This is a genomic window from Mesorhizobium sp. M4A.F.Ca.ET.020.02.1.1 (genome assembly GCF_004022645.1).
In the GTDB taxonomy this organism is placed as follows: Bacteria; Pseudomonadota; Alphaproteobacteria; order Rhizobiales; family Rhizobiaceae; genus Mesorhizobium.
The window spans coordinates 1-25,028 of the sequence record NZ_RZOI01000014.1; the positions used below are offsets into that span (position 1 = coordinate 1).

18 protein-coding genes and 3 pseudogenes are annotated in these 25,028 nt (G+C 61.6%); 7 read left to right on the forward strand and 14 right to left on the reverse strand.

Going from position 1 to position 25,028, the window contains the following annotated elements; genetic code table 11:
• Positions 1-114 precede the first annotated feature (114 nt).
• From trbE to EN742_RS02320, 7 genes are all read right to left on the reverse strand, one after another.
• Positions 115-2,565, reverse strand: a complete 2,451-nt coding sequence (gene trbE, locus EN742_RS02290) for a conjugal transfer protein TrbE (protein ID WP_029354937.1) — start codon at positions 2,563-2,565, stop codon at positions 115-117.
• Positions 2,559-2,831, reverse strand: coding sequence for a VirB3 family type IV secretion system protein (locus EN742_RS02295; protein WP_024502852.1), 273 nt, complete (start codon positions 2,829-2,831; stop codon positions 2,559-2,561). The genes trbE and EN742_RS02295 overlap by 7 nt, the downstream gene beginning before the upstream one ends.
• The gene (locus tag EN742_RS02300; RefSeq protein ID WP_024502851.1) at positions 2,831-3,139 is read right to left on the reverse strand and encodes a TrbC/VirB2 family protein; all 309 of its coding nucleotides are present in this window, start codon (positions 3,137-3,139) and stop codon (positions 2,831-2,833) included. The genes EN742_RS02295 and EN742_RS02300 overlap by 1 nt, the downstream gene beginning before the upstream one ends.
• A 12-nt stretch (positions 3,140-3,151) precedes the next feature.
• Complete coding sequence (trbB, locus tag EN742_RS02305; protein WP_091595797.1) at positions 3,152-4,120, reverse strand: P-type conjugative transfer ATPase TrbB; 969 nt, start codon at positions 4,118-4,120, stop codon at positions 3,152-3,154.
• Positions 4,117-4,530: a CopG family transcriptional regulator gene (locus tag EN742_RS02310; protein WP_029354930.1), complete on the reverse strand. Its 414-nt coding sequence runs from the start codon at positions 4,528-4,530 to the stop codon at positions 4,117-4,119. The genes trbB and EN742_RS02310 overlap by 4 nt, the downstream gene beginning before the upstream one ends.
• A gap of 116 nt (positions 4,531-4,646) precedes the next feature.
• Positions 4,647-6,677, reverse strand: a complete 2,031-nt coding sequence (locus EN742_RS02315; RefSeq protein ID WP_126038548.1) for a conjugal transfer protein TraG — start codon at positions 6,675-6,677, stop codon at positions 4,647-4,649.
• A gap of 218 nt (positions 6,678-6,895) precedes the next feature.
• Positions 6,896-10,360 (reverse strand): Ulp1 family isopeptidase, encoded by a 3,465-nt coding sequence (locus tag EN742_RS02320; RefSeq protein ID WP_236387764.1) that lies wholly within the window; start codon positions 10,358-10,360, stop codon positions 6,896-6,898.
• A 922-nt stretch (positions 10,361-11,282) separates the two neighbouring features.
• Here EN742_RS02320 and EN742_RS02325 point away from each other — a divergent pair.
• From EN742_RS02325 to EN742_RS02340, 4 genes are read left to right on the forward strand one after another with little or no spacing between them, the layout of a single operon-like run.
• Positions 11,283-11,579 carry a DUF2604 domain-containing protein gene (locus EN742_RS02325; protein ID WP_024505654.1) on the forward strand — a complete coding sequence of 99 codons (297 nt, stop codon included), beginning with the start codon at positions 11,283-11,285 and terminating at the stop codon, positions 11,577-11,579.
• A complete protein-coding gene (locus EN742_RS02330) occupies positions 11,572-12,189 on the forward strand; it encodes a putative metal-binding protein (protein ID WP_091595799.1) in 618 nt (205 codons plus the stop codon). The genes EN742_RS02325 and EN742_RS02330 overlap by 8 nt, the downstream gene beginning before the upstream one ends.
• A complete protein-coding gene (locus EN742_RS02335; protein WP_091595801.1) occupies positions 12,186-12,674 on the forward strand; it encodes a Mov34/MPN/PAD-1 family protein in 489 nt (162 codons plus the stop codon). The genes EN742_RS02330 and EN742_RS02335 overlap by 4 nt, the downstream gene beginning before the upstream one ends.
• 3 nt (positions 12,675-12,677) lie before the next feature.
• Positions 12,678-14,237: an E2 ligase fold family C protein gene (locus EN742_RS02340; RefSeq protein WP_091595803.1), complete on the forward strand. Its 1,560-nt coding sequence runs from the start codon at positions 12,678-12,680 to the stop codon at positions 14,235-14,237.
• Between the two features lie 214 nt (positions 14,238-14,451).
• Here the strand turns inward: EN742_RS02340 and EN742_RS02345 are convergent.
• From EN742_RS02345 to EN742_RS02375, 7 genes and pseudogenes are all read right to left on the reverse strand, one after another.
• Positions 14,452-16,919 (reverse strand): annotated as a pseudogene (locus EN742_RS02345) (S8 family peptidase).
• Between the two features lie 17 nt (positions 16,920-16,936).
• Positions 16,937-17,922, reverse strand: a pseudogene (locus EN742_RS02350) (ATP-binding protein).
• A gap of 356 nt (positions 17,923-18,278) precedes the next feature.
• Complete coding sequence (gene rlxS / locus EN742_RS02355; RefSeq protein ID WP_126038545.1) at positions 18,279-20,249, reverse strand: relaxase/mobilization nuclease RlxS; 1,971 nt, start codon at positions 20,247-20,249, stop codon at positions 18,279-18,281.
• Between the two features lie 179 nt (positions 20,250-20,428).
• A complete protein-coding gene (locus EN742_RS02360) occupies positions 20,429-21,112 on the reverse strand; it encodes a lytic transglycosylase domain-containing protein (protein ID WP_024505647.1) in 684 nt (227 codons plus the stop codon).
• Positions 21,100-21,552 carry a S26 family signal peptidase gene (locus tag EN742_RS02365; protein ID WP_245464777.1) on the reverse strand — a complete coding sequence of 151 codons (453 nt, stop codon included), beginning with the start codon at positions 21,550-21,552 and terminating at the stop codon, positions 21,100-21,102. Before EN742_RS02365 ends, EN742_RS02360 begins: the two co-directional genes overlap by 13 nt.
• A gap of 92 nt (positions 21,553-21,644) precedes the next feature.
• Entirely contained in the window at positions 21,645-21,914 is a 270-nt protein-coding gene (locus EN742_RS02370) for a helix-turn-helix domain-containing protein (RefSeq protein WP_029354917.1), read from the reverse strand.
• A gap of 180 nt (positions 21,915-22,094) precedes the next feature.
• Positions 22,095-22,418, reverse strand: coding sequence for a DUF736 domain-containing protein (locus EN742_RS02375; protein ID WP_029354915.1), 324 nt, complete (start codon positions 22,416-22,418; stop codon positions 22,095-22,097).
• A 784-nt stretch (positions 22,419-23,202) separates the two neighbouring features.
• Here EN742_RS02375 and EN742_RS02380 point away from each other — a divergent pair.
• The 3 genes and pseudogenes from EN742_RS02380 to groEL all read left to right on the forward strand — a co-directional run.
• Positions 23,203-23,550, forward strand: coding sequence for a hypothetical protein (locus tag EN742_RS02380; RefSeq protein WP_126038541.1), 348 nt, complete (start codon positions 23,203-23,205; stop codon positions 23,548-23,550).
• Positions 23,551-23,838: 288 nt separating this feature from the next.
• Positions 23,839-24,132: pseudogene (gene groES, locus EN742_RS02385) on the forward strand (co-chaperone GroES); the annotation flags it as partial.
• A 65-nt stretch (positions 24,133-24,197) separates the two neighbouring features.
• Positions 24,198-25,028, forward strand: an 831-nt coding sequence (groEL, locus tag EN742_RS02390; RefSeq protein WP_128332365.1) for a chaperonin GroEL, incomplete at its 3' end; no start/stop codon positions are given.

Below are 25,028 nucleotides of genomic sequence, written 5' to 3' on the forward strand. Positions count from 1 at the left end.
GAGCATAATTGGACGGATCGAACACGATAAGGGCGTAGGCGGGCTGCACATAGTCGGCCATAGGCTTGGCGATCAGGGAAACGGTGATCAGGCCGGAGAGAAGGCGTCGCCGCATCATGCTAATTGCTCCTTGTCTGGTTGAGGGAATTGCTTGAGAAGTTCGCCGGCCCAATCGAGGCCGCGCGCGATCAGGAACTGCGAGGCAAAGCTGCCTTGCCCGTCTTCGGACAGGATCCTGTCGATCAGAGTCTGCGTGGCCGGATCGGAAGCACCGCAAAGCGCAAGAGCGATGGGGCCAAGCCCGAGCTCGAACAGACGGTTGCCGCGGCGCGATTGCAGATAATACTGACGCTTCGGCGTGGCGCGGGCGATCAATTCGATCTGCCGCTCGCTTAAACCGAAGCGTTCGTAGGCTGTGCGCGCCTGGGGTTCCACGGCACGATCATTGGGAAGGAAAATGCGCTGCGGGCAGCTTTCGATGATTGCCGGCGCTATGGCAGAGCCCGCGATATCAGCCAGCGACTGCGTAGCGAAGACAACCGACACGTTCTTCTTTCGCAGCACCTTCAGCCATTCGCGGATGCGGGCGGCGAACAGCGGATTGTCGAGATAGACCCACGCCTCGTCGAGCATGATCAGCGTGGGCCGTCCGTCGAACCGTTCCTCAAGTCGCTGGAACAGATAGGTAAGCACCGGCAGCAAAGCGCCTTGGCTGTGCATCAGCTCCTCGGTCTCGAAACACTGCACATCCGACAAGGCCAGCCCATCATGATCGGCATCGAGCAGGCGGCCGAAGGGACCGTCGAGCGTGTAGGGCATCAATGCGGACTTCAGCGCATTGGATTGAAGCAGGACCGAAAGGCCGGTCAGTGTGCGTTCCTGCGCCGGCGCGGTGGCAAGGCTGGCCAGCGCTGACCAGATAGCCTCCTTCACCTCCGGCGTGACGGTGACGTTCTCGTGGGCAATAAGGCTGGCGATCCATTCGGCCGCCCAGCTTCGGCTAGCCTGGTCGTTGATGCTGCGCAGTGGCTGAAAGGCAAGGGAACCGTCCGCTCCTAGCGCGTGGTGTTCTCCACCCATGGCAAGTGTTGCAGCACGGGCCGAATTGCCTTTGTCGAAGACATAAACCTGGGCGCCGGCATAGCGCCTGAACTGCAGAGCAATCAGAGCAAGCAGAACCGACTTGCCGGCGCCGGTCGGACCAACAGCCAGCATGTGGCCGACATCTTCGACGTGGGTGGAAAGCCGAAACGGTGTCGACCCGCTGGTCTCGGCAACGAGAAGCGGTGGCGCTTCGGTTTGGGTGACTTTCGCGAGATACTCGTTTGTCGCAGGACCGGCCCAAACCGACGACAGCGGCATGAGATGGGCAAGGTTCAAAGTATGAACGAGCGGTTGGCGAACGTTAGCGTAGACATGGCCAGGCAATGAGCCGAGCCAAGCCTCGACCGCATTGACGCCTTCTCGGATCGTGGTGAAACCGATCCCATTGATGATGCGCTCGACCGCGCGAAGCTTCTCTGCAGCGGCTTGGCGATCCTCGCCCCACACCGTCACGGTCGTGGTGAGATAGCCGAAGCTCACATGATCGCCGCCCAATGCCTGAAGGGCTTCGTCGGCATCGAGCGCCTTGTTGTCGGCATCGCTGTCGACAAGCGGGACCGGCTCGTTGGTAATGACCTCGCGTAGGATTGCCACGATCGATTTGCGCTTGGCAAACCACTGCCGGCGCAACCGCGTCAGCGTCTTCGTGGCTTCCGTTTTCTCGAGCGGAATGAAGCGCGTCATCCAGCGATAGGCGAAATCCTGATGATTGAGGGCATCGAGAATCCCGGGCCGGGTGAGGTTCGGAAAGCCGAGGATGGTCAGTGTGCGAAGATGCTGCTCACCCAGCATCGGCTCCAGGCCACCGGCAAGCGGCGCATCGACCAGGATGGCATCCAGATATATCGGCGTTTCCGGGACCATGATAGGATGGCGTCGAGGCGAAATCGTGCCGTGGAGATAGGTCAACGTCTGAGCATCATCGAGGACGCGTACTTCGGGCATGAAGCCCGAGAAGAGATCGAGCACGCGGTTGGTCTCGTCACGGAACCTCGCCAGATCCTGGCGCCAGTCTCTTTCTCCTTGGGAATAATGAGAGTCGACGAGCGCGCTTTCCGCGCGCGCCTGGGCGTCGGGCGGTGGCATAAACACTAAGGTCACATGATAGCGGCTCTCGTAGTGCGCTACCTTCCCCTCGAAAGCAGCGCGGCGTTCTTCGTCGACCAGCCACGACGCGGCGTCAGGAAAATGCGAGTTCGGATAGCCCAGCGCTTCTATGCGCTCGGCCTCAAAGAACAATGCCCAGCCAGAGCCAAGGCGTCTGAGAGCATTGTTCGCCCGGCCGCAAATGCCGACGAGTTCAGCCTCCGTCGCACTTTCGAGATCCGGGCCGCGGAACCGCAACGTCCGCTGAAAGCTGCCGTCCTTGTTGAGCACGATGCCGGGCGCCACCAAGGCAGCCCAGGGTAGATGGTCGGCAAGCCGGTCGGCTTTGCTTCGATATTCCGAAAGGTTCAGCATGCAAGCCACCCCTTCAGACGAAGGTGGCGCACAAGCACGCTGGCGAAGTCCGGATCGCGTCTTGCGGCAAAGACCGCTAACGAGTGGCCCGCGATCCAAAGCACCAGACCAGCAATCCATTGCTGCAAGCCGAAGCCAATGGCCGCGGCCACTGTACCGTTGAGGATCGCCACCGCGCGCGGAGCCCCGCCGAGCAGGATCGGCTCGGTCAGCGCCCGGTGGACCGGTACTGCGAAGCCCTCGATATGCTGCTCCCCGGCGGCCATCAGACGAGCGCCCCACCACCGAAGGAGAAGAAGGAGAGGAAGAAGCTCGATGCCGCGAAGGCGATCGACAGACCGAAGACGATCTGAATCAGGCGCCGAAAACCACCGGCGGTGTCGCCGAAGGCAAGCGTCAGGCCGGTGGTGATAATGATGATCACCGCAACGATCTTGGCGACCGGTCCCTGCACCGACTCCAGGATCTGCTGCAGCGGCTGCTCCCACGGCATGCCGGAGCCGGCCGCATAAACGGGGGCCGTGATAAGAAACGCGAGCGCTGTGGACGAAAGAAAGCGAAGCTTCTTGCGCATGAGGAAGGCCTTTCAAAGCTGCTGGAGTTGCGAAAGCGTGAGCGGGGCAACGGCGTAATCGCCGCTGCCGTCGAGACCGGTGACCTCGGCGATTGCGTCGATGTGGCGCGACGAGCCGCGGCCGGCGATGAAGACGAGCAGGTCGACGGCATCGGCGATGAGGCGGCGGGGAACGGTGACGACTGCTTCCTGTGCGAGCTGCTCGATACGGTAGAGTGCGGAGCGCGCCGAATTGGCGTGAACCGTGGCGATGCCGCCGGGGTGCCCGGTGTTCCATGCCTTCAGCATGTCGAGTGCTTCCGCACCTCTTACTTCGCCGACGATGATGCGGTCGGGCCTGAGCCGCAGCGTTGAGCGCACGAGATCGGCAAGGGTGACCGAGCCCCGCCTCGTTCTCAGGGCAACGCAGTCCCTGGCCGCGCACTGCAGTTCGCGCGTGTCCTCGATGAGGATCACCCGCTCGTCGCATTCTGCGACCTCCGCCAGCAGCGCATTGGCAAGGGTTGTCTTGCCCGAAGACGTGCCGCCGGCGACCAGGATGTTGCGCCGCTCGCGGACTGCCCTCTTGAGCACATCGACCTGCAGCGGCAGCATGATCCGGTCCGCGACATAGTCGGCCAGCGTGTAGAGCTTTGCCGCTGGTTTACGGATGGCAAAGCATGGCGCGAGCACGACCGGCGGCAGCAGACCCTCGAAGCGCTCGCCCGACGGCAGTTCGGCACTGACAATCGGATTGTCCGCGTGCGCCTCGACCCGCACATGGGAGGCGACCAGGCGGATGATGCGTTCCGCCTCGGACGGGTGCAGATGCACGCCCGTATTGACTCGGCCCTCGCCCAGCCGGTCGAGCCGCAGCGCACCGTCGGGATTGACCATCACCTCGATGACGGACGGATCGGCAAGGGCTTCGGTGATTGCCGGACCCAGGGCGGTGCGCAGCATGACACGCCGCCGGTGGTCGGCCTCGGGATGAGAGCTCATCCTTCCCCTCCCCCACCATTGTCTTTGCTAAGCGACCTTTTGCCGGAAGCGATCTGGCGGCCGACCTGCTCAACGAATTTGTCAAAACGCTCCTGGGCAATCGCCTGGGTCGCCCTGTCCGGCACAGGCGTGTGGGCATGAAGCGTGATCGAAAAGCGGATGAAGAGCGCCAGACTCTCCAGGATCACCTCGGCATCGCGCCTGACGTGGGCAAGGTCGCGGGAGAGCCGGTCAAGCCTTACGCCGTAGCGCCGATCGAACTCGTTCTCGCCACGCCGCTCGATGAACGCCTCGACCGCCTTCGCCACGATCGCTGATTTGGTCGTTGACGGATCGCGACTGAGGTTGTCCAGTTTCTCGCTGAGCTCCGGCTCAAGCAGAAACTGATGGCGAATGCGGTGGGGCTTCATGCGGCTCGTTCCGACGGCCCGGCGTTGCGCCGGCGACGGGAGAAGGATCGGCCAGACGCTCAAAATTGCTTATGGCCGTTATCTACGCTGAGATGCGCTCTGCAACTCAGCGGACTTCAGAAGCCGGGAATGACATCCTTGTCGTCGCCCCTGCCCTCGTTGATACCGTAGGCGCGGGCCGCAGTGGAAATCCGATCCATGACACGCTTGTCCGCGAGCGCTTCGCTGTCATCGTCTGCGGGCTTCAACAGATCGGCCTGATCGGGCTCTTGAGAGACAACAACGTCTTCTACGGGCAGGCTTGGATGGCGTTGCTGCTGAACGCCTCCCTCGTCTTCAACTGGCGCGTCGGCGCTTTCGTCGTCCGCAGCAAGTCGGCTATCGACGCTGCACACTTGTCCAGTCCAGCCGTCCGGGCGTGATGCAGGGCAGTCCGCATAGGGACCGTCGCGCAGCACCGGCGCAGGCAGCACCCGGTCTGTGAAATTCTGATCCTGATAATAGCGCAGCTTCTTGGCGCGGATCGGCGGCAACCCAGAAACCAGGACCAATTCGTCTGACGGCGGCAATTGCATCACCTCGCCTGGCGTCAGGAGCGGGCGCGCGGTTTCCTGGCGGCTCACCATGACATGCGAAAGCCAGGGCGCAAGCCGATGGCCCGCATAGTTGCGCATCGACCTAAGTTCGGTTGCGGTGCCGAGGGCATCCGAGATGCGCTTGGCCGTGCGTTCGTCATTGGAGGAAAAGGCAATTCGCACGTGGCAATTGTCGAGAATAGCATTGTTCTCGCCATAGGCCTTTGAAACCTGGTTCAAAGATTGTGCGATCAGATAGGAGCGAATGCCATAACCTGCCATGAAGGCGAGCGCCGTCTCGAAGAAGTCGAGGCGACCGAGCGCCGGAAACTCGTCCAGCATCATGAGCAGTTGATGCTTACGGCTCTTCTTCGGGTCCCCCTCCAGGCGCTCCGTCAACCGCCTGCCGATCTGGTTCAAGATCAGTCGCACCAAAGGCTTGGTGCGCGAGATATCCGAAGGCGGCACGACCAGATAGAGCGACAGCGGTCGCTCTCCATCCACTAGGTCAGCGATGCGCCAGTCGCAGGACGAAGTGGCCGTCGCGACCGTTGGATCACGATAAAGCCCGAGAAAGGACATGGCGGTCGAGAGGACGCCTGAGCGCTCGTTCTCCGACTTGTTCAGGAGTTCGCGAGCCGCCGAGGCCACTACGGGATGGACCTGAGGGTTATGCCCCGTCCCGAGATGGTTTGTCGTCGTCATCCGCTGTAGCGTTGCGGCAAACGAGCGTTGCGGGTCCGACAGGAAGGTGGCGACGCGGGCCAGCGTCTTTTCCTCTTCAGCGTAGAGCACGTGCAAAATGGCGCCAACTAGGAGTGAATGGCTGGTCTTCTCCCAGTGGTTCCGTCGCTCCAGCGCGCCCTCGGGATCGACGAGGATGTCGGCGATGTTTTGAACGTCTCGGATCTCATCTGGGCCTTTGCGTACCTCCAGCAGCGGGTTGTAGCGTGCCGATCTCGGGTCGGTCGGATTGAACAGAAGGCAGTACGAGAATTTCGACCGCCAGCCGGAGGTCAACTGCCAATTTTCGCCTTTTATATCATGAATGATGGCAGACCCGGTCCAGGAAAGTAGCGTTGGAACAACCAGCCCCACGCCCTTGCCCGAACGCGTCGGCGCAAATGCCATGACGTGCTCCGGGCCGTCATGGCGCAGATAGCGATCGTTCAGCCTACCGAGGAAAACGCCCGCCGGCCGTAACAACCCTGCCGTCTCGACCTCATGAGTCGTGGCCCACCGTGAAGACCCATAGGTCGTAACCGACCCGCGCTGTCGCGCGCGCAAAAGCGAGCCAGCGATTGCGGCGGCACAGCCCAGGAATCCGCTGGCGCCTGCAAGCGTACCGGCTTTGTCGAAGACCTCCGGCGCATAAGCATCGAAGTGGAACCACCATTCAAACAGCTTCCACGGCTTGTAGATTGGCCAGCCGGCGAAGAGAAACCATGGTGCGCCGAGAGGCGTCTGGTAGGTCAGCATTTGAGCGCACCATTGGGTTGCCGTCCATACGCCGATAATGACAATTGCGCACACAACGGCGATCTGCCCGATCAGTAGCTTCGTAGGTGTCATCGGCTTGGCCCGCTGAACAACGCGACCTAGCATCGCGCGGCGCAGCCGGGACAGGAATGTTCCTCACATACGATTTGGGAGCAATGAACGACTTCCTACGTATCAGGTCGGTCAGCACGCGTGTTGCGCCTTCACGCGACACCATCCGCCACTCCATCCTTTCCATTCACCCTGAGGCCCGGCGCCGCCGACAGTTGCGTGACCGCTCCTCCGCAAAGTTATCTTCTGCGTTCAGGGAGCCACGGCGCCTGGGCTGGCTGATGAACACCGTCCGCTCGCGCATGTGGGGTCGAATTGATTTGTGCCCAAGTGGAGGCAGGCTCGTCTTCCAACAGTTGCCGCAGTTCCCCTGGCTCGAACGCCATCATCGGTGGGGAAGCGGGTTCATCCTCCAACAGTTGCCGCAGTTCCCCTGGCTCGAACGCCATCATCGGTGGGGAAGCGGGTTCATCCTCCAACAGCTGCCGCAGTTCCCCTGGCTGGAACGCCATCATTGGTGGGGAGGCAGGCTCGTCCTCCAACAGTTGCCGCAGTTCCCCTGGCTCGAACGCCATCATTGGTGGGGAGGCAGGTTCGTCCTCCAACAGTTGCCGCAGTTCCCCTGGCTCGAACGCCATCATTGGTGGGGAGGCAGGCTCGTCTTCCAACAGTTGCCGCAGTTCCCCTGGCTCGAATGCCATCATCGGTGGGGAGGCGGGTTCATCCTCCAGCAGCTGCCGCGGCTCTTCCTCGTGCGGCAAGCGCCTCCTTAGCCGGTCTTGCAGCGCCTGCCGATCGGCAACGAGGTTGTCGAGGGGCAGCGGCTCGTGGTCTGGCCGCTGCCCTTTCACCAATCGTTCAACCAGCGCCCACGTGCCCTCCAGGACAAATACGCCGCAATCATAATGGTTCGTCTGTCTGGCCATGGGGGCTGGCGCCAAGGTGGCATTCAGCAGTCCTGCGAGCTGTTTTGCAGGCACGTCGTTATATCCCTCTCGCTGGAGGGAGTCGTAGTGATAGGCGAACCGCCTTTCCGGGTCGCGGCGATCAACGAGCAGCAGCGACCAATGGGTGCCGGGGCTAGTAGCCGTGCCATTATTCACTGGCAAGAACAGGAAGTCGGCTGTGGCGTTGTTTTGATTATAGATGGACTGCAATATGCCTCGAGCGTCTTGCGGCGACGTGTGTCGCAGTAGATGGGATACGGAAGGATCCACCAGCCGAGTCCGGGCAGCGAGCGCCGGATTGATCCCCTGCAGTTGCCCCTCCAGCAAATTGTAATCTCTCTGGATATGGGCGTCGCTCAGCCATTCGGCGGCGCCGAGCACCCGCCCCGTTGCAACGTTGGACGGGGCTGTCGGATCGAGCGCCCCGATCTGAGCCCCAGAGGAACTGGTAGTCAGTGTGGTCACATCAACCAGTGGAAGGCCGCGGTAGGTGCCTGGCAGCCTAGCGGTTGCTGGCGAGGCGGGTTGGGGAGCTCTTGCCGGTGCCGCTGGCCCAGCTTCAGCAGCGGCCCCAACGCGCCTGGTGACTGCGTCTGCCGGATGAGCAGAAAGGACAGTTTCGCGCCCGAGCACAATGCGCGGCAGGATATCCCGGAGGTGAGCCAATGCAGAACTGATACTTAGCCTATTACCATAGGAGACAGCCTTGAAGCTCTCAACATCTTTATCCAGCGATTTGTCGTGAATCCGAGCCGCAATCCCAAGCTTGTTATTTTGACGCAGGTACTGACTAAAATGTCTAAGAAAATTTGTATAGCCGCCCACGGTATCTGGATTCCGTCCGGTCGCAGGCGCTGCCAGGTACTCCTTGGTCGAAGCGGCTCTGTAATTTCTAATGAGCTCGGCATCGTCAGGATAGGGGATCACGACAGGGCGAGCCATAATCTGGGCTCCGCCTGTCGACTTCTTGAGGTAACGCAGTGCGCCAGCCACGGTGGAGGAACCACCCGTACTCTCGTACTCCTTGAGATCCTGATCCAGCGACGAATGGTAAAGCCGAGCAGCAAACCCTGGCTTGTTGTTTTGAAGGAGCCACCGACTAAAGCCGAAAAGAGAATTTACATTGTAAGTGACCGTGTTCGCTTTGGCCTTACCCGCGTGGAATGCTGCCCTCAGCCCTTCGATAGCGGTCGCATCGTTGGAATAGACAGGACGCTTGTCGGCACCGTCGGGGACTACAATTGGACGATCCGGCTGCACTGTCGAGGGCATCGACCCACCACCTCCGGGATGCGGTGCTGGGGTGGATTCGTGCTCATCCCTCTGCCTGACGAGCTGCGCCTCACATTCCGGTGTAGCCACCTTATGAGGATCCTGCATCGGTTCGATCCCCTCCATCTCCTGCTGCAACCAAGCCAAAGCTTGGCGAGCGGCCTGCGCGGCTTCATCAACCGCGGAGGATGTCTCCACACCTCTGGCGGACGCCGGCAGAGCCTGCTCCGCCCGCCGTCGAAAGAGCTCTGGCGAGGCGGATTTCTCCGCCCACAATCTGGGCTGCGTAGCGAGTCCCCGTCCAGATTTATGTGGCACCGCCTCGCTTGGCAGCGGGCTGCTCCTGTCCCGTGCAGCTACCAGCTCCTCCGGGGCGCCCTGGTCGCCGTGGCGCCAGTTCAAGTGAGGGACGGCCTCTCCAAAGTCGGGCGCTTGGTGTTGGTGCGCGGTTGGGGCGAGAGACAATGGTAGATCGGTGCCCTCCTTATAACCTACCGGCAGGAGCTCCTCTGGCCAATCGAATCCCTGCTGTGGTGCGGTATGCTGAGCAGCGTCGCCACGGGGACGAGCCTCCATGCTGACCGCGTTTTCCAGATGATTCCCGAGTATAACGCGCGGCGGGTTCTTGCGGAGATAAACCAGCGCAGATTCGATCGGAGCTCCACCATTAGAGGAGGCGGCCTTGTAGCTCTCAACATCTTTATCCAGCGATTTATCGTAAATGCGACCCGCAATTCCGAGCTTGTCATTTTGACGTAGGTAATGACTGAAATGGTTAAGAGCAGTTGCGTAGCCGCTCGCGGATCTGAAATGTCTGGTGAGCGCGGCGTCGTCAGGATGGGGGTTCAGGACAGCGCGACCCACAATCGGGCCGGCTCCGCCCATCGACTTCATCAATTGACGCAGTGCGCCAGCCACGGTGGAGGAACCACCCCTACTCTCGTACTCCTCGAGATCCTGGCTCAGCGACGGATGGTAAAGCCGAGCAGCAAGCCCTGGCTTGTTGTTTTGAAAGAGCCAACGACTAAAGCCGAAAAGAGAATTTGTGCTGCGAGTGACCGTGTCCGGCCTGGCTTTACCCGCAAGGAGTGCTGACTTCAGCCCTTCGATGGCGGTGGCATCGTTGGAATAAACAGGACGCTTGTCGGCACCGTCGGGGACCACAATTGGACGATCCGGCTGCACTGTCGAGGGCATCGACCCGTCGAGATGCGGTGCTGGGGTGTATTCGTGCTCGTCCCCCTGCATCACAAGTTGCGCCTCCCGTTCCGATGTACCCACCTGATGGGTGGGGAGTTGCATCATCACGCGAGCGCCTGAGTTGCCAACCTCACCTGGTTGCCGCTCAGTGACAGCATGCTGCAGATTGCTTTGGATCCTCTGCCTCTTCGTTGGTCTCAACTCACCTTTACCATGCGAGCCATTGACGAGGACCTCCTCGCCTGGCGCACCCATCAACTCGTCCGCCGCCTGCAGTTCGCCCAAGTGCTGCTCAAAACCGGCTTGGCCGGCCTGTCCGCTTGCTCGTGCGGTACGGCGTGCTGCACCTGCAGCCAAGCTGCCACGATGAATGTCTAGTTTGTACGGGTGCACGCTATCCTCACTTCCACAGATCACATGAGCAACCTACTCAGGCAAGCTTTCGAGAGGCTGACGAGGTCCGCCGCCGCGGAAGGCGAAGGCTGGTTTTCTGCTCAGCGGTTGACGGCCTCGCGTGTTGCGGCCGCGCCGGGTATCACGCCAATCAATCTGAATAGTCGATGCGTCAAACGAACCAGGATGGGATTTTCGTAGCGGGGCTGCTCTACTCACTCTTGTCCTGAGGGCAGAATTCAACCATATCGCCGAGCAACTGGATGCCGATTGGATACCCGATCCGGAAAGCTTCAGCTCCTATGTGACGCGATGATGAGGCCTGGTCTCGCAGCGGCATGCGTTCCGAGAGATGCTGCACCAGGTACGAGGCGACCTTATCCAACAAGGCACCACTTGCGCTGTTTTGTGGAGACGAGCGTCGGCATGCATCCATGCGGGTGCTTGAGTGGTGAAGACTCTGAACGACGGTTCCTATGGCGCTGCCGGCGCAATCAGCTGCTTGGGGACGCGTGACGCAGATCAAAGCTCCCCTTGCCGAGCACGGAGCAGGCGAGTGAGAGAGCAGATGAATAGGCGTGTCGCCAATATTTTCGCATTGCTCTAATCGATTATAGTTGTGAGGAGCAATTTGAGACCATTTACTTGCGGCTCAAGTCACCCATAAAAGAAGGCAAGCACCGATTCGGTAGCTTATCCCCTGTCTTTCGCGTACTCGCGGCCGTGGCGCCGGGTGAACGATTGAAGACCGCCGGTCTCACTCGCAGGTGGGTGCCAGGGCGTGGGGCGGTTGGCAAGCCACAGGAGTAGGACAATGTCGAAGGATTCGGGTAAGGGCGATAATCACGGCGGCGGACCGGGCAAGATCGAGATCACGGTGGTGGTGAACGGCCAGCCCACGCAGGTCGAAGCCAATCCCAACCAGCCGCTTCACGTCATTCGTACCAAAGCCCTTGAGAACACGCAGAATGTCGCCCAACCAGCCGAGAATTGGGAATTCAAGGATGAGGCCGGCAACTTGCTCGACGTCGACAAGAAGCTTGGCGATTTCGGTTTCCCGAATACTGTGACCCTGTTCCTCAGCCTGAAGGCGGGCGTCGCAGGTGCCTAAACCCCAAAGTGTGGATCCGGAGGTCTCCCGAGCGAAGTTTGATCGGGAGATCGGCCGGTTCCGGCCATATGCTGATGTCTATCGGGCTCAGGGCTGCTTCTTGATCGAGGCGACTTTTCCGCGCGCTTTCTTCATTTTCGCCAGCCCCAAGTTAAAGCCACGGGTGGTCAGCGCAGCGAGCGAGGTCGACTTCACCGACTACGACTTAAGACCACCGTCCGTGGTCTTCGTCGATCCGTTTACGCGTGATCCGATTGCCCGGAAAGATCTATACCTGAAAATGCTTAGACGTCCGCCGCTGCCCGGAACGCCGCCGGAGATGATAGGAGCTCTCATCCAGCAGAACGCCGTGCCGCTGACGGACTTCATCCAGGCCAACAGTCCCGAGGACGAACCATTCCTGTGCATGGCGGGCGTCCGGGAATACCACGACAATCCAGCCCATTCAGGTGATCCATGGCTACTTCATCGGGGTTCTGGCGAAGGCTGTTTGGCCTTCATCCTGGACAAGATCATCAAGTACGGAATCGTTCCTATAGAGCAGTTGCAGATTCAACTCCAACCGACAATCGTAGGAATGGTGGTATCCCCTCAGGCGATACAAGAATGACTGGTTTGAGAGATGTAACGATCGTGACTCTCCCGCGCGGCTGCATCTCGACCACGCATGGGCATCTGCGCTCAGTTGGTCGCGAGGGCAATGAGGGGATGGCACTTTGGGTCGGCGTTCAGGAAGACCGGCACTTTGCCGTAACAGAGACGGTTATCCCGGCGCAGCGTCACATTCGAACAAACGATGGCGTTTGCGTGATCGTTGCGGCCGAAGAACTGCACCGGCTCAATGTCTGGCTCTACAAAAGCGGCCTGAAACTCTTGGCCCAGATTCACAGCCATCCGGGCCGCGCCTACCATTCGACGACGGACGACGCTTATGCGGTTGCTACCACGGTTGGGTGTCTGTCGCTGGTGGTGCCGAATTTCGCCCGCGAGCCTTTCGATTTTGCTCGGGTCGCCGCCTATCGGCTTGACGAAAAGGCCAAATGGAATGCGCTCCCTCCCGCGGCACTGTCGCGAATGATCATGATATCGAGTTGAACAATGGCATTCGCTAACTTCATCGATCGCGCCGCCACGGCGGCATCTCAGGTCCTGGCCGATTTTCATCTGGGAGACTTCAAAGCAGCTCTTGAAAAGCAGGTCGTGGCAGTCGCCTTCGACCATCAGGCCGCTTCCTGCGCCGAAGGCCAGGCGACATTAGATCTTGCGGTGAGATTGCTCGCTAGGCTCTACCCGGTTCTGGCGATACTCCCGCTGGACAGCGCGGCGAGCTCTCAAGCCCAAGCGCTGGAGCGCTTGGCAAAGTCGATCAATCCAAAAGTCGGCATCCGGCGTTCCGGCAAGTCTGCCACCGTCTGCGTCGTTGCAGGGGTAACGCGCCCATCACTCCGGTGCCCGATCTTTTTCGTGGGATCGGACGGTTGGGCGGCAAAGCTGTCGCGTACGGACCCGGTGGGCTCTGGCCCAAGTCTGCTGCCTTATGGAGCTGGCGCCGCCAGTTGCTTCGGCGCCGCCAACGTCTTTCGAACTATCTTCGCCGCCCAGTTGACCGGCGCCGAGTTGGACGAAACCATCGACCTCTCGCTATGCAGCTACGACAAGACCAAAGCCGGGGAGGCTGGCCCGATCGACTTTCCAGTCGACCTTGGCGAAACCCACCTCGTTGGGCTCGGTGCGATAGGCCATGGCTCGCTTTGGGCGCTAGCGAGACAACCCGATCTCAAGGGTCGTCTGCATGTAATCGATCACGAAGCGATCGAACTCTCAAACCTGCAGCGCTACGCATTGGCCGGCCAGGCGGAGATTGGTATGTCCAAGGCGGTTCTTGCAGCCACCGCCCTTAGATCGACTGCCCTTGAGGTCGAGGCGCACCCTCTGACGTGGGCAGAATATGTTGCGCGCCGGGGCAATTGGGTCTTCGACCAAGTGGGTGTGGCGCTTGACACCGCCGCCGACCGTCTGGCTGTCCAAGGTGCACTGCCGCGATGGATCGCAAACGCTTGGACGCAGGAGCACGATCTCGGTATCTCCCGGCATGGTTTCGATGACGGCCAGGCTTGCCTTTGTTGCATGTACCTGCCATCCGGAAAATCCAAGGACGAGCACCAGCTGATTGCCGAGGAACTCGGAATACCGGAAGCACACGAGCAGGTGAAAACGCTCCTGCAGACCAATGCCGGAGTTCCCAACGACTTTGTAGTTCGCGTGGCTACAGCGATGGCTGTGCCGTTTGAACCGCTAGCCCCGTTTGTCGGCCAGCCCCTGCGCTCCTTTTATCAGCAGGCTATCTGCGGCGGTCTGGTGTTCCAGCTTAGCGAAGGAAGTCGCCGCGTTCGAACTGTCGTTCCGATGGCCTTTCAGTCGGTGCTTGCCGGGATTATGCTTGCCGCGGATTTGGTCAAACATAGTGCGGGGTTTCCCATGAGCCCGACGACGAGCACTCGGGTGAATCTTCTGCGCCCCCTTGGCTCTCACTTGCACGATCCGAAGGCCAAGGACTCCAGCGGCCGCTGCATCTGTAGCGACGACGATTTCATTGCCGCTTACAGGCGCAAATACGGCGAGCCCGTTGATCAGGTAAGCGATGTCTCGGCCGCCTAAGCAGACGCGCACCTCTCCGTGGACGCAGGGGGCGCGGCTTGTGGGCGTGACCATGGGCGCCATTATGACACGCTTGGCCCGCTCCTTTGCCCGCCTATCGTCCTCCGCGCATGATCCCTGACACCTCCTTGCCGACGTGATGATCCAGCACCAGCCGCCATGGCACCAGAGGCTGGTCAAACCTCCGTTGTTGGCCGGTTTGGACAGTGCTGCATCAGGTCTCGACCGACGTCTCGACAGTCAGGGCTGCTTCGACGGGTGTGAAGATGTCAACATCGACCCCAGGCGCCCGAATCGTCACAATCAGGGCGTACCGAGCCAGAGCGTCGACGCGTTCCAGGTAAGGCTTCTCCTTCCACCAGCCCCCGACCGGGAACACGCCGATCGCGTCACGCTCGGCGAGATCGGCGGCGCTGCCCGACCAGAAATCGGCGTGCAACGAGCCGCGATCGCGGAAGGTGCCGAGCAGCCACTCTTCTCCGCCTCCAGCAGGCGCCCCTTCCTCCTCGTCCCGAGCGGCCTGATTGATGCGGGCTCGGAATTCGTCGACTGTCTCGGTCGCTGACTTTACTCTGAACCGAAGACCATGGGACGCGTAACGATGCCGGCGGGTCCATCCGCGTTCACCGGGGTTGGGTTCGATGAAATAGGACAGCGTGACGCGGAGCTCGACCTGGGCAGCGCCGAGCGCCGCGAGCTGCTCCTTCGGCCAAGGCAGGCGATGCAGCTTCATGTCACGCGTTTTGGCAGCCGCGCCGCCCTCGCGCTGGAAAGGCTGAAGCTCATCTTCAACGATAAGCGTGAGGTCGTTCACCGTTGACAGAAGCGCGCGCCCAAGATCTGGCACGCCATAACCATAGCGCCGCACGAGCGCCTGGATCTCGCCCTTCGCTCCGTTGCACGCATCGATGCGTGCGCGCATCGCCGGAGTCCATTCGGCCGAGTGGACGATCAGGGCGCGAACCGTTTCAGGCCACAGCTCGGGGCGCGCTGATAGAATTAGTCCCGCCATCCGTGCGGCATGGGCCGTTGCCGCGCTCGTATCTCCGAGGGTGGTGAAGTGGCGCAGTTCGGGTCGATAGAAAGTGGTCAATATCTGCAGATCGTCGATCGGCTCGCCAGGCAACACACCGTCATGGGCGAGATTGCCGCCTTCGAAGACGACCTCGGGCTTCACCGGCCACTGCCTGTCCCAAACGACCGAAGTGCGACTGCGCGGCGAGAGCTCGCCGACCGGCGCGATCGGAGCGTAGCCCGCAAAGTCGGTGTCAATGATATCGACCTTTTCTGTGAAAGCGCCGACCGTCAGCGCATTCCAGGCCTGAGAAGGATCATCGACTGCTTCCAGATCGTTGCGCGTCAAATGCTCGGCCGGCATGAGGTCATCGCCGATGTTGCCGGCAGAGAGAACGATCAAGCGTCGCTGTTCCTCTTCGAAACAGAGTTGGTCGATAGCGGCAGACCACGATGTGGGCCTTCCACGCGCCGGACTGGCGCTTGTCACAGCCATTGCGATCGCGCGGCGGCGCTCCGGCGCCTGCACCTCGGCGCGGGCGATCGCTTCCGCGGTGATCGCGCCATAGAGTTCTGGATCGTTTGCCTCGTCTTCTGGCGGAAGGATACGAACACTCTCCAGCCGAAAGGGCAATGGAACTGGATCGCCTCCGACCAGGAGCGGGACCAGATCACCGTACAGGCCGACACCTGCCATTCGCGTCCCGTGGCCGCTCCACGCAGGTGTGTCGTCGCTGCCCCATGCCGGTTTGACGGTGTGCCAGTCTTCAACGGCAAGTGCGGGTTCGATCAACGGGTGGGTGCGACGCACGCCGCTGTCGAGAATGCAGACCGCAATATCGGTTGAGGCGGTCTGACGCGCCCGAGAAGCTCGTCGCTCCAGTCCCTTTGCTCCGCGCCGCCAAGGCCCATGAAGAAGGACGGCGTATCCTTCGCGCGCCGCAGCTCGGCGACGACATCGCTGTGCGCAATCATGCGGTCGAGCATTGCCGTGCTGGCGAGTGCCAGCATGACCACCCGCTCCGGAAACCTGACCGCATGCGTGCGCAAAGTGATGTTCAGGGCTTCGGCAATGTGCTCGAAGTTCTCGCGGCGACCGTCGCGCAGCCAGACTTCCCACCACACCTGCTCGTCAGCGGCCTGGGGGAAGAGGTCGTCGTGGTCGGTAAACAACGATCGTGCAGTCGCCAGCCTGACTGTCTCCATGCGGGAGACGAGCGGCTCGTTGCGCGGTCTGCCGCGGTCAGTGTCAACGTCTCGATACGCCTCGACTTTCCGCAAATAATAGGCTTGCGCGCTTTGCGGCAGGAACACCGACGCTGTGATGGGAGCACCGGGTTGAGTTGGCTCATGGACGGCGACCAGCTCCATGTGCTGGCGACGATCGGCCAACTGGTCGAGGGCCGCCCGTCCGGACATGGGCAGATCGATCTCGAGATAAAAGCCAGGCGTGCCGACCGACAGCTGGGGGTCACGCGCCGCAATCTGCTGGCGTGCACTTTCGACCGCTTGTTCGATGGATTGCGTCAAGGCCGCAGCATGCGACGCCCGATCACGCGCCGGCAGCGGCGGTGCATGTATAAGTTGGTTGGGCCGCCGATAGGCTTCCCGAATGCCGTTGTTGCGAAGGTGGATATGGGCGCGGTCGCGCGGAAAATCGTCTGCCATTATGATCTGTGCTGTCGCTACTCAGACAGCGAAGCCTGCCGGCGTTCCTTCAGAGCGTCGATGAGCGCTTCCGAGGTGATCCGCCCCCCCCCCGCAATATGATGGTTTTTGCAGCGTCGTCGGCCGCGCGGGTGATCTCGGCCTGCGACAGTCTCTCTGCCTGAGAGATCGCCTCGTTCCAGGCAAGCCCTCTGGTGTCGAAGCGGTCGAGTCGAGCCCGAAGCAGCGCCTCGATAATCGGCCGATCGGGCACGGCGTATTCGATGACATTGTCGAAACGGCGGAACAAAGCTCTGTCGAGCAGCTCGGGATGATTTGTTGCCGCAATAATCAGGCTGTGGCTGTCGTCTTGCTCGAGAAACTGCAGAAACGAATTCAGCACGCGCCGAATCTCGCCAACATCCTGGCGTTCGCCTCGACGCGCGCCGATGGCATCGAATTCGTCAAAGAAGTAGACGCCCCGCGTCGCCTGCATTGCATCAAAAACAAGCCGCAGCTTTCCGGCAGTCTCTCCCATGAACTTGGTGATCAAACCATCGAGGACGATCGTGAAAAGGGGCAGATGAAGCTCCCCGGCCAATGCCGATGCGGTCATCGTCTTGCCTGATCCTGGCGGGCCGACCAGAAGCAGTTTGCGACGGGGAACAAGCCCGTGCTCGCGCAAGCTTGCTTGTTGGCGCTGCTCTCCCAGCACGCGGTGCAGGCGCGAGCGCAGACTGTCCGGCAAAATCATGTCGGTCAGTCGCAGGTCCGGATAGCGCACATGCAGGAGCCCTGCGAGCTCGCCCTTTGGCTGAAAAAGGGGAACCGGCCGACTGCTCTTGGCAATCCGGGCGTCCCTGCTCTTGGCTGCGTCGACCAGATCCTTGAGCTCCTGAGCAAGCTTGCCATGGCCTTGACGTGCCTCATGCGCAGCAAGCTGCATCGCGATAGAGAGGAAACGATCCTCGTCGCCGGCAAAGTGGCTTTTAAGCAGCGTCACGATATGGCGGGCCGTGGTCATGGCTCTCTTCTGGGGTATCCGTTTACTTGGCGAAGCGCATGCAACCTAAACGCTTTCAACGGCGATTTGTATCGCGCAATGGTGTTTTTTCTCTTGTCGATGTTCGCCCGTGGCAACTTCAGCGGTGAACTGTTGCGCCGCGGTCATAGGCCAGCCGGAATAACGCCGGCCAGCAGACAACAGTCCGCATCTTCGAGCGCTCGAAGTCTGGCCACTCACGCAGCGTGTCGGGTCCGAACGCTCCAAAGCCGCCCCGCCTGGCAGGTCCATGCGACCGATTGCGGGCGTGCGGCCATAAGGTCTACGCGGGCTCGCATGGCTGCCCGCGCCGCTGGCTAAAAAAGCTGTACACCATCTCACGAAACACCAGGTCCGCTCCTTTGCCGGCCGACGGTCCATGAAATCCCCTCCCCACTCACGACACCGGAGACCTCCTTGCCCACATGGCGCTCAAGCACCGGCCGCCATGGCACCAGCGTGAACTCGCGCGACTTCTCAACGACGGCATATTTTCCGCTGGCAAGCTCGACGGAGCGGCGGAGCGTACCCTCTACTCGTCCTCCGGATCGCGCTTCGGCATAGGGCAGGCCAAGTTCCTCCGACAGTTGGCCAGCAACACGGTTCAGTTCTCGCTGGCGCAGGATCGAAAGCATGTTGGCTCGATAGACGATCCGATCCTGTTCTTCATGCGCGTGGCCTTGCGCGATCAGCCACTCCCGCCGGCGAGCTTGCGCCTCTCTCACGTCGCAGCCGAAGCCGGATCCGTGCAAAGGCTCGGGTCTATCGGCAACCAGCTCCCGGTCGAGCCAGGTGGCGCCGTTGAAGCTGACCTGTCGCTCCAGCGCCATTGAGGAGAGCTTGTCGACAACGAAAGGCTCGGCCCTGGCCCGCTGGCCCTCATAATTCGCGACGCGATCGAGATGGTCCGGCGCGATGAGCCAGGTGCCGTTCGGCTCTCGCTCAACGCCGCCGGTCGCGCGGCGGATCGCCTCCAGCCGCCGCACATGCGTTCGCGCAAAGCTCTCGGTGGCGGATGGGTCATGCTTCAGGTGGATATCGACGTCGTAACGGCCGCCATTCGCGGCGGCGATTTCGGCGATGGTACGATCGACCCGCCTCGGCTCGGTGTTCCTTGGCGCGACACGCACGATGCAGCCATTAGGCATCGTTTCCATCGCCTCGCCTCTACCGATGTCGATCCAATGGCTCTTACCGTCGACGGCGTCGACGATCATGTAGTGGCGGTCATTGATCTCGTCGGCCAGTCCACGCGCGACAACGCGACCGACGAGAGACTGGACGGGCTCGCCGGCTCGATCGTGGATCACCCAGTCGGCGGCACTGCGTGCAAGCCCCTTGCCGGCCAGTTCGCGGTGGATGGTCTTGATGATGTCGCCGCGTTCGCCGGTGCGGCGCAGCGTGGCTTCGAGCTCATCGTCGAGGCGCCAGGAGCCAGCGCCGACCTCCGCGGCCAGACCCATCCGCTCGAGCTTGCGCAGCCGTCCCTGGTGCAGCGTCTGGCGAATGGCGTCGGGACCGCCCGGCGAGACCAGCCCGTCATCATCACGCATGCTGAGCAGCCGACGGTCGATGCTGGTGAAGCGTTCCTGCTCCATTTCCCGGCGCAGGCGAAGCTCAATCTCGCGGTCGGTTCGCGGACCGAGATCGAGGCTGACCAGCTCGGCCGCCCGCTCGCGGATGCCAGATGAGATATATTCGCGCGCGATGACCAGGTTCTCGCCACGGTCGTCCCTGCCTCGGACGATGATGTGGCTGTGCGGGTGGCCGGTGTTGAAATGATCAACCGCGACCCAGTCGAGCTTCGTGCCGAGGTCTTCCTGCATCTGCGCCATGAGCCGCCGCGTCAGCGCCTTCAGGTCTTCATACTCGATGCCGTCTTCGGCAGCGACGATGAAGCGGAATTGGTGGCGGTCGCCGTCCGCGCGATCGATGAACGCCTTGCCGTCGACGCGGTCGCTGTCGGCGCCGTAGAGCTCGCCAGGCGCACCTTCTCGGGTGACGCCGTCGCGCTGAAGATAGCGTAGATGGGCACGCGCCCCGTCCGCGCCCTTGCCGGCGAGCTTGACGATCCGCGCCTTGACGATCACCCGGCGCTGGCGGAAGGCGGCATACCGGTCGCGCGATTTCAGCAGCGCCGCAGCCGCCCCGCCGCGCCCTGTCCGGCTGCCCGTGAAGCGACCGCCGGGCTGGGGCTGGCCGCCGGCTCGGTTGACGGCTGCCCGGACTTGACCGGCATAGCGTTTGCCTGCCTTCGAGCCGCGCGACCCGATTTTGCCGAGCTTCGGCCTGAACTCGTCATCCTTCATGCGAGCCTCCCAGACATATCAAGCAAAATCAGACACTTACACGTCCAACCCTCTTGGCACCGGCGGCAGCCTCCTGGAAAAACGATGTGCAGACAAAGATTTAACCGCCTCCTGGAGGCGGTACCTTTATCTTGCCTTACGCGCCCAGCCCCGCCAGACGCGCCCCCGTCCGCCCATGGCTAACGCACCGGCTCCTTCGGCTGCGCGCCGTCCTTGCCGAGCGGCACGAAGAGATCGCCGTTTCGCACGCCTGAGTGAACACCGTCATGAATGAAGAACAGCGACCGTCCGAGAGGAGCGATTTGCGCCTTTGGAGCGACAGATTGGCTTTCGAACGCCTCGATGTCGGCCGCCGAAACTCCGGCCGCCTTGAGTTGGTCGAGGTACTCGACGGTCTCTTCTGGCAGCGGTTTGCCACGCTTCAAATGCTCGTCGTAGCGCTCGGGACCGGCATTGTAGGCGCCAAACAGGCCAGGAAATCCGAAGCGGTCATACATGGCGCTGAGATAGGCCGTGCCGGCCAGGATATTGTCGCGCGGATCGTGGGGGTTAGGCCCAAGGCCGTGTTCGACCCGCATCTCCTCATAGGTGCCGGGCATCACCTGCATGAGGCCCATGGCGCCAGCGGGGGAGGTGATGGGGCGGCCGCCGCGCATTGTCTTGCCGCCGCTTTCGGCAGCCATGACGGCATAGATCCAGGCTTGGGGAATATGGAAGCGCCGGCTTGCTTCCGATACCAACGTCTGCCACTTTCGCAGCTGCGGACTTTGGGAGATGGCGACCGGCTCAGCGCCGGTCGAGGCGGAACAGGCGCATGGCGCAATGGCGATCATGCCCAACAAGAGGAGGGTCACTCGGTCCATAGCGGTACGAGCCTCCCGATGACATTTTGAGTGGGAACAGGCCCGAAATAGCGGCTGTCGAAGGAGCGGTTTTTGTCGCTGCCGAGCAGGAAAACCTCGTTATCCCCGAGCGCTCGGCAGCCGTTCCACCATGGCAAAGGTCGGCCTTCGGCGTCGATTTTGAGCCGGCGCGCGACGATGTCGCCGCCGATGATGATGGCGTCATTGAAGGCGCAGACATTATCGTCCGGCAGCGCTGCAAGACGTTTTGCCAGCGGCACATTGCGAGGCAGATAGCTGCGCTCGGCGGCGAGATACGCCGCGTATTCAGGCGGGCGCACGAGCACGAGATCGCCACGCGCCAGCGCTCCCGCAGCGATGCGGTAAAGGCCGATCGGCGCGCTGGCCGAGGCGTTCCAGACCAGCCAAGGGGTGGGCTTTCCCAGCGCCGTGAAGCCCAAAAGACCGAGACCGGCCGCGGCCAAGGCGACCGTCTTACGGGCTCGAACACGCCTCAGGCGGCTGCCGATCAGATGGATGGAAGGGCGCCGCCTCATGAACGGCCTCCCGTGCCGCCCTGGCCGGAACCGGCCTTGCCATCGCCGGCGGTGGAGTGCTGCGGGTGTCCTTTCGACCAATGGTCGAGTTCGTCGATGTGATAGCGGACATAGCGGCCGTGCTTGCGGAATTTCGGGCCGCCGCCCTTGAGCCGCATCTTTTCGAGCGTGCGCTGGGAGAGCCCGATATAGAAGGCGGCTTGGGCTGTGCTGAGAAACGGGCTGCCCTTTTTCGCGCGGGCCGCGCGTTCGTTTTCGTCGTCCATGATGATCCTCGTTTCGCTTCGGACAAGCGAGGGCGAGGATGGGCGAGGGAGATCGTCTCGGGGACGGGCGAAGAGTCGGGGGAGAGTTTTCGCCGCCCTTTAGGGCGGACGGGGTTTGGGTGGAACTCCTGGGAATGAGCCCCGCGCCGGGGCTGCGGCGCGAGGCTCTATCTCGGCCGGTCAGTCGGCCGGGTTCCAGATGATGGCGTAGGTGTCGTGATCGTCCTGGCCGGCGGCGCGGCCGAGATTGGCGTAGAGCTTGCGCGGTCCGAACTCCGGCGCTGCAATCGACAGGCTCACATAATCCTTGCCGGAAGTCTCGCCGGTGCGGATCCAGCCGGCGCCAACTTCGACTCCTTGCGTAAGCACCCGGAAGTCGGGATGGTTGTCGGCGCTCTTGGCCTGGTTGGGGACGATATCGATGTCGGCGCGGACGCTGAGCGTCTTGAGCTGGCCCTTGTAGGCGCCGTTTTCCTGCTTGTTGACGTAACCGATCGCGGTCATTTCGAAGTCTCCTTTTGTGGTTTCGCCGGGGACCATCCCCTGCGATGGCGCACCGTAATGGGCGCGTCAGGACCGCCTGAATCCGACAGGGCCGCAGCGACAGCGAAGGATCCGAGCGGGCAGCTTTTTTGTGAGCGAAGCGGCGCGAGGAAGCCGCCGCAGGCGGCGGGGAAAAAAGCTGATGGCGAGGGTTTCGGGCGGCCGGACCCGCCCATAGGTCGACAAGCCAGCCGCAGGGATGGTCCTTGGAGAGAGCATGGAGACCGCTCGCCAAGTGCGGTCTTTCAGCCAAGCAGGACGCCGGGATGAAACGGCCTGCAAAGATGCTGCGCCCTTATGCCGGATCGAGATCGTGCCAGCGGGTCGGGCGCCAGAGCAGACATCCGGCATGGTGCGATCTATGAAAGCAGGGCTCGCCAGCGGGAATTTGATACGCGAAGGGGCCAAAGCAAGGCTGGATGAGAAGCCGGTGCTACCTGCAGGTCCAGTGTCATGTGGCGGCGCTCGGGAAACCGCTACGCAACGTGACGCGCTCTTATGAGGCGAACAGACCGGCCCCAAAACCGATCGACCGGTGGTCGGCGCGAAACGCGTCATGCCTGTCCGAAAGCTGACAGTGGCAGAAGACGCATGTCGGGTTCCGCACAATTGACCATGCTGGATTTGTGAGGTTTTCAGGGAGAGCCATGCGTTCACTACCCAGTGAGCTTTGGCACGGCATTTGCACTTGAGATGTGGCAACACGGATCGAAGGTTGACTGCATGCACAAGCGCGAGATGAGCAATGCTCTCCTTTCCTGGAGGCTTGGCAGCAGATTCGATTGTGACGTTGCGAGGAGCTTCAGCCGCTCGCGGCGGAAGTGATCTCAAATCTGAAGGCACCGTTGGGGCCGCAGCCATCAAACACATCTTTCTCTTTTTCGCAGCTCGTCATCAACGCGATGCGGACTTCTTCGCGTCGACGGCGGCCGAAGGTGGAGAAGGGCTCGACTTGCAAAAAGGAGTTGTCAATGACGTCTTACGTTCGCACCAACAGCCCGGCGCAGGTGCGCTCACTGTCCACCTTTGGCAAGCATCTGCAAAGGAGCGTGCTGACGGCGACGCTGCTTGCCGCGGCTTCGACGGGAAGTGAAGCGCAGCCCCATGTTCGTGCTGACGGCAGCACGACTGACGACTTGGAAGCGGCGCGCGCAAGTTGGCGTCATGACGCCGAATTCAATGGAAATGTGGGGCTCGCAGCCATCAACGCGGATGCGCGTATGCGTTGGGTTCCACCGGGGAGGGGGCCAGAGCTCCTCGCCTGCCCTCGTCCGTCTTGACGAGTGCCCGCTTACAGCCTACCTCACTATCGCGTTAGCACTCGTCCATCGCGAGTGCTAACAAAAACCCCTCAACATCCGCACCAGGGAAAAATCCGAAAATGGCAAAGTCGAAGTTCCGCCCGCTGCATGACCGCGTGGTCGTTCGCCGGGTCGAATCCGAATCCAAGACCGCTGGCGGGATCATCATCCCGGATACGGCAAAGGAAAAGCCGCAGGAAGGCGAGATCATCGCCGTTGGTTCCGGCGCCCGTGACGAAGCCGGCAAGCTCGTCCCACTGGACGTCAAGGCCGGCGATCGCATCCTGTTCGGCAAGTGGTCGGGCACCGAAGTCAAGCTCAATGGCGAAGACCTTCTGATCATGAAGGAATCCGACATCATGGGCATCATCGGCTCATATCAGGCCCTTTCGTCAACTGAATTCCCGGGCTCGATTGAAGCCCCTGCCAGGAGCTAAAAATGGCTGCCAAAGACGTAAAATTCTCCCGTGATGCCCGCGAGCGCATGCTGCGCGGCGTCAACATCCTCGCCGACGCGGTGAAGGTCACGCTCGGCCCCAAGGGCCGCAACGTCGTCATCGACAAGTCGTTCGGCGCCCCGCGCATCACCAAGGACGGCGTCACCGTCGCCAAGGAAATCGAGCTTGAGGACAAGTTCGAGAACATGGGCGCGCAGATGGTCCGCGAAGTTGCTTCGAAGACCAACGACATCGCCGGCGACGGCACCACGACCGCGACCGTTCTGGCGCAGTCGATCGTCCAGGAAGGCCACAAGGCGGTTGCCGCCGGCATGAACCCGATGGACCTGAAGCGCGGCATCGACCTCGCGGTAACCGACGTCGTTGCGACGCTGATCAAGAACGCCAAGAAGATCAAGACCTCCGAAGAGGTTGCCCAGGTCGGCACCATCGCCGGCAACGGCGATGCTTCGGTCGGCAAGATGATCGCCGAAGCAATGCAGAAGGTCGGCAACGAAGGCGTCATCACGGTTGAGGAAGCCAAGACCGCCGAGACCGAACTCGAAGTCGTCGAAGGCATGCAGTTCGACCGCGGCTACCTCTCGCCCTACTTCGTCACCAACGCCGACAAGATGGTTGCCGAGCTCGAGGACGTCTACATCCTCCTGCACGAGAAGAAGCTGTCCAACCTCCAGGCCATGCTGCCGGTTCTCGAAGCCGTCGTGCAGACCTCGAAGCCGCTGCTCATCATCTCGGAAGACGTCGAAGGCGAGGCTCTGGCCACGCTGGTCGTCAACAAGCTGCGTGGCGGCCTGAAGATCGCCGCCGTCAAG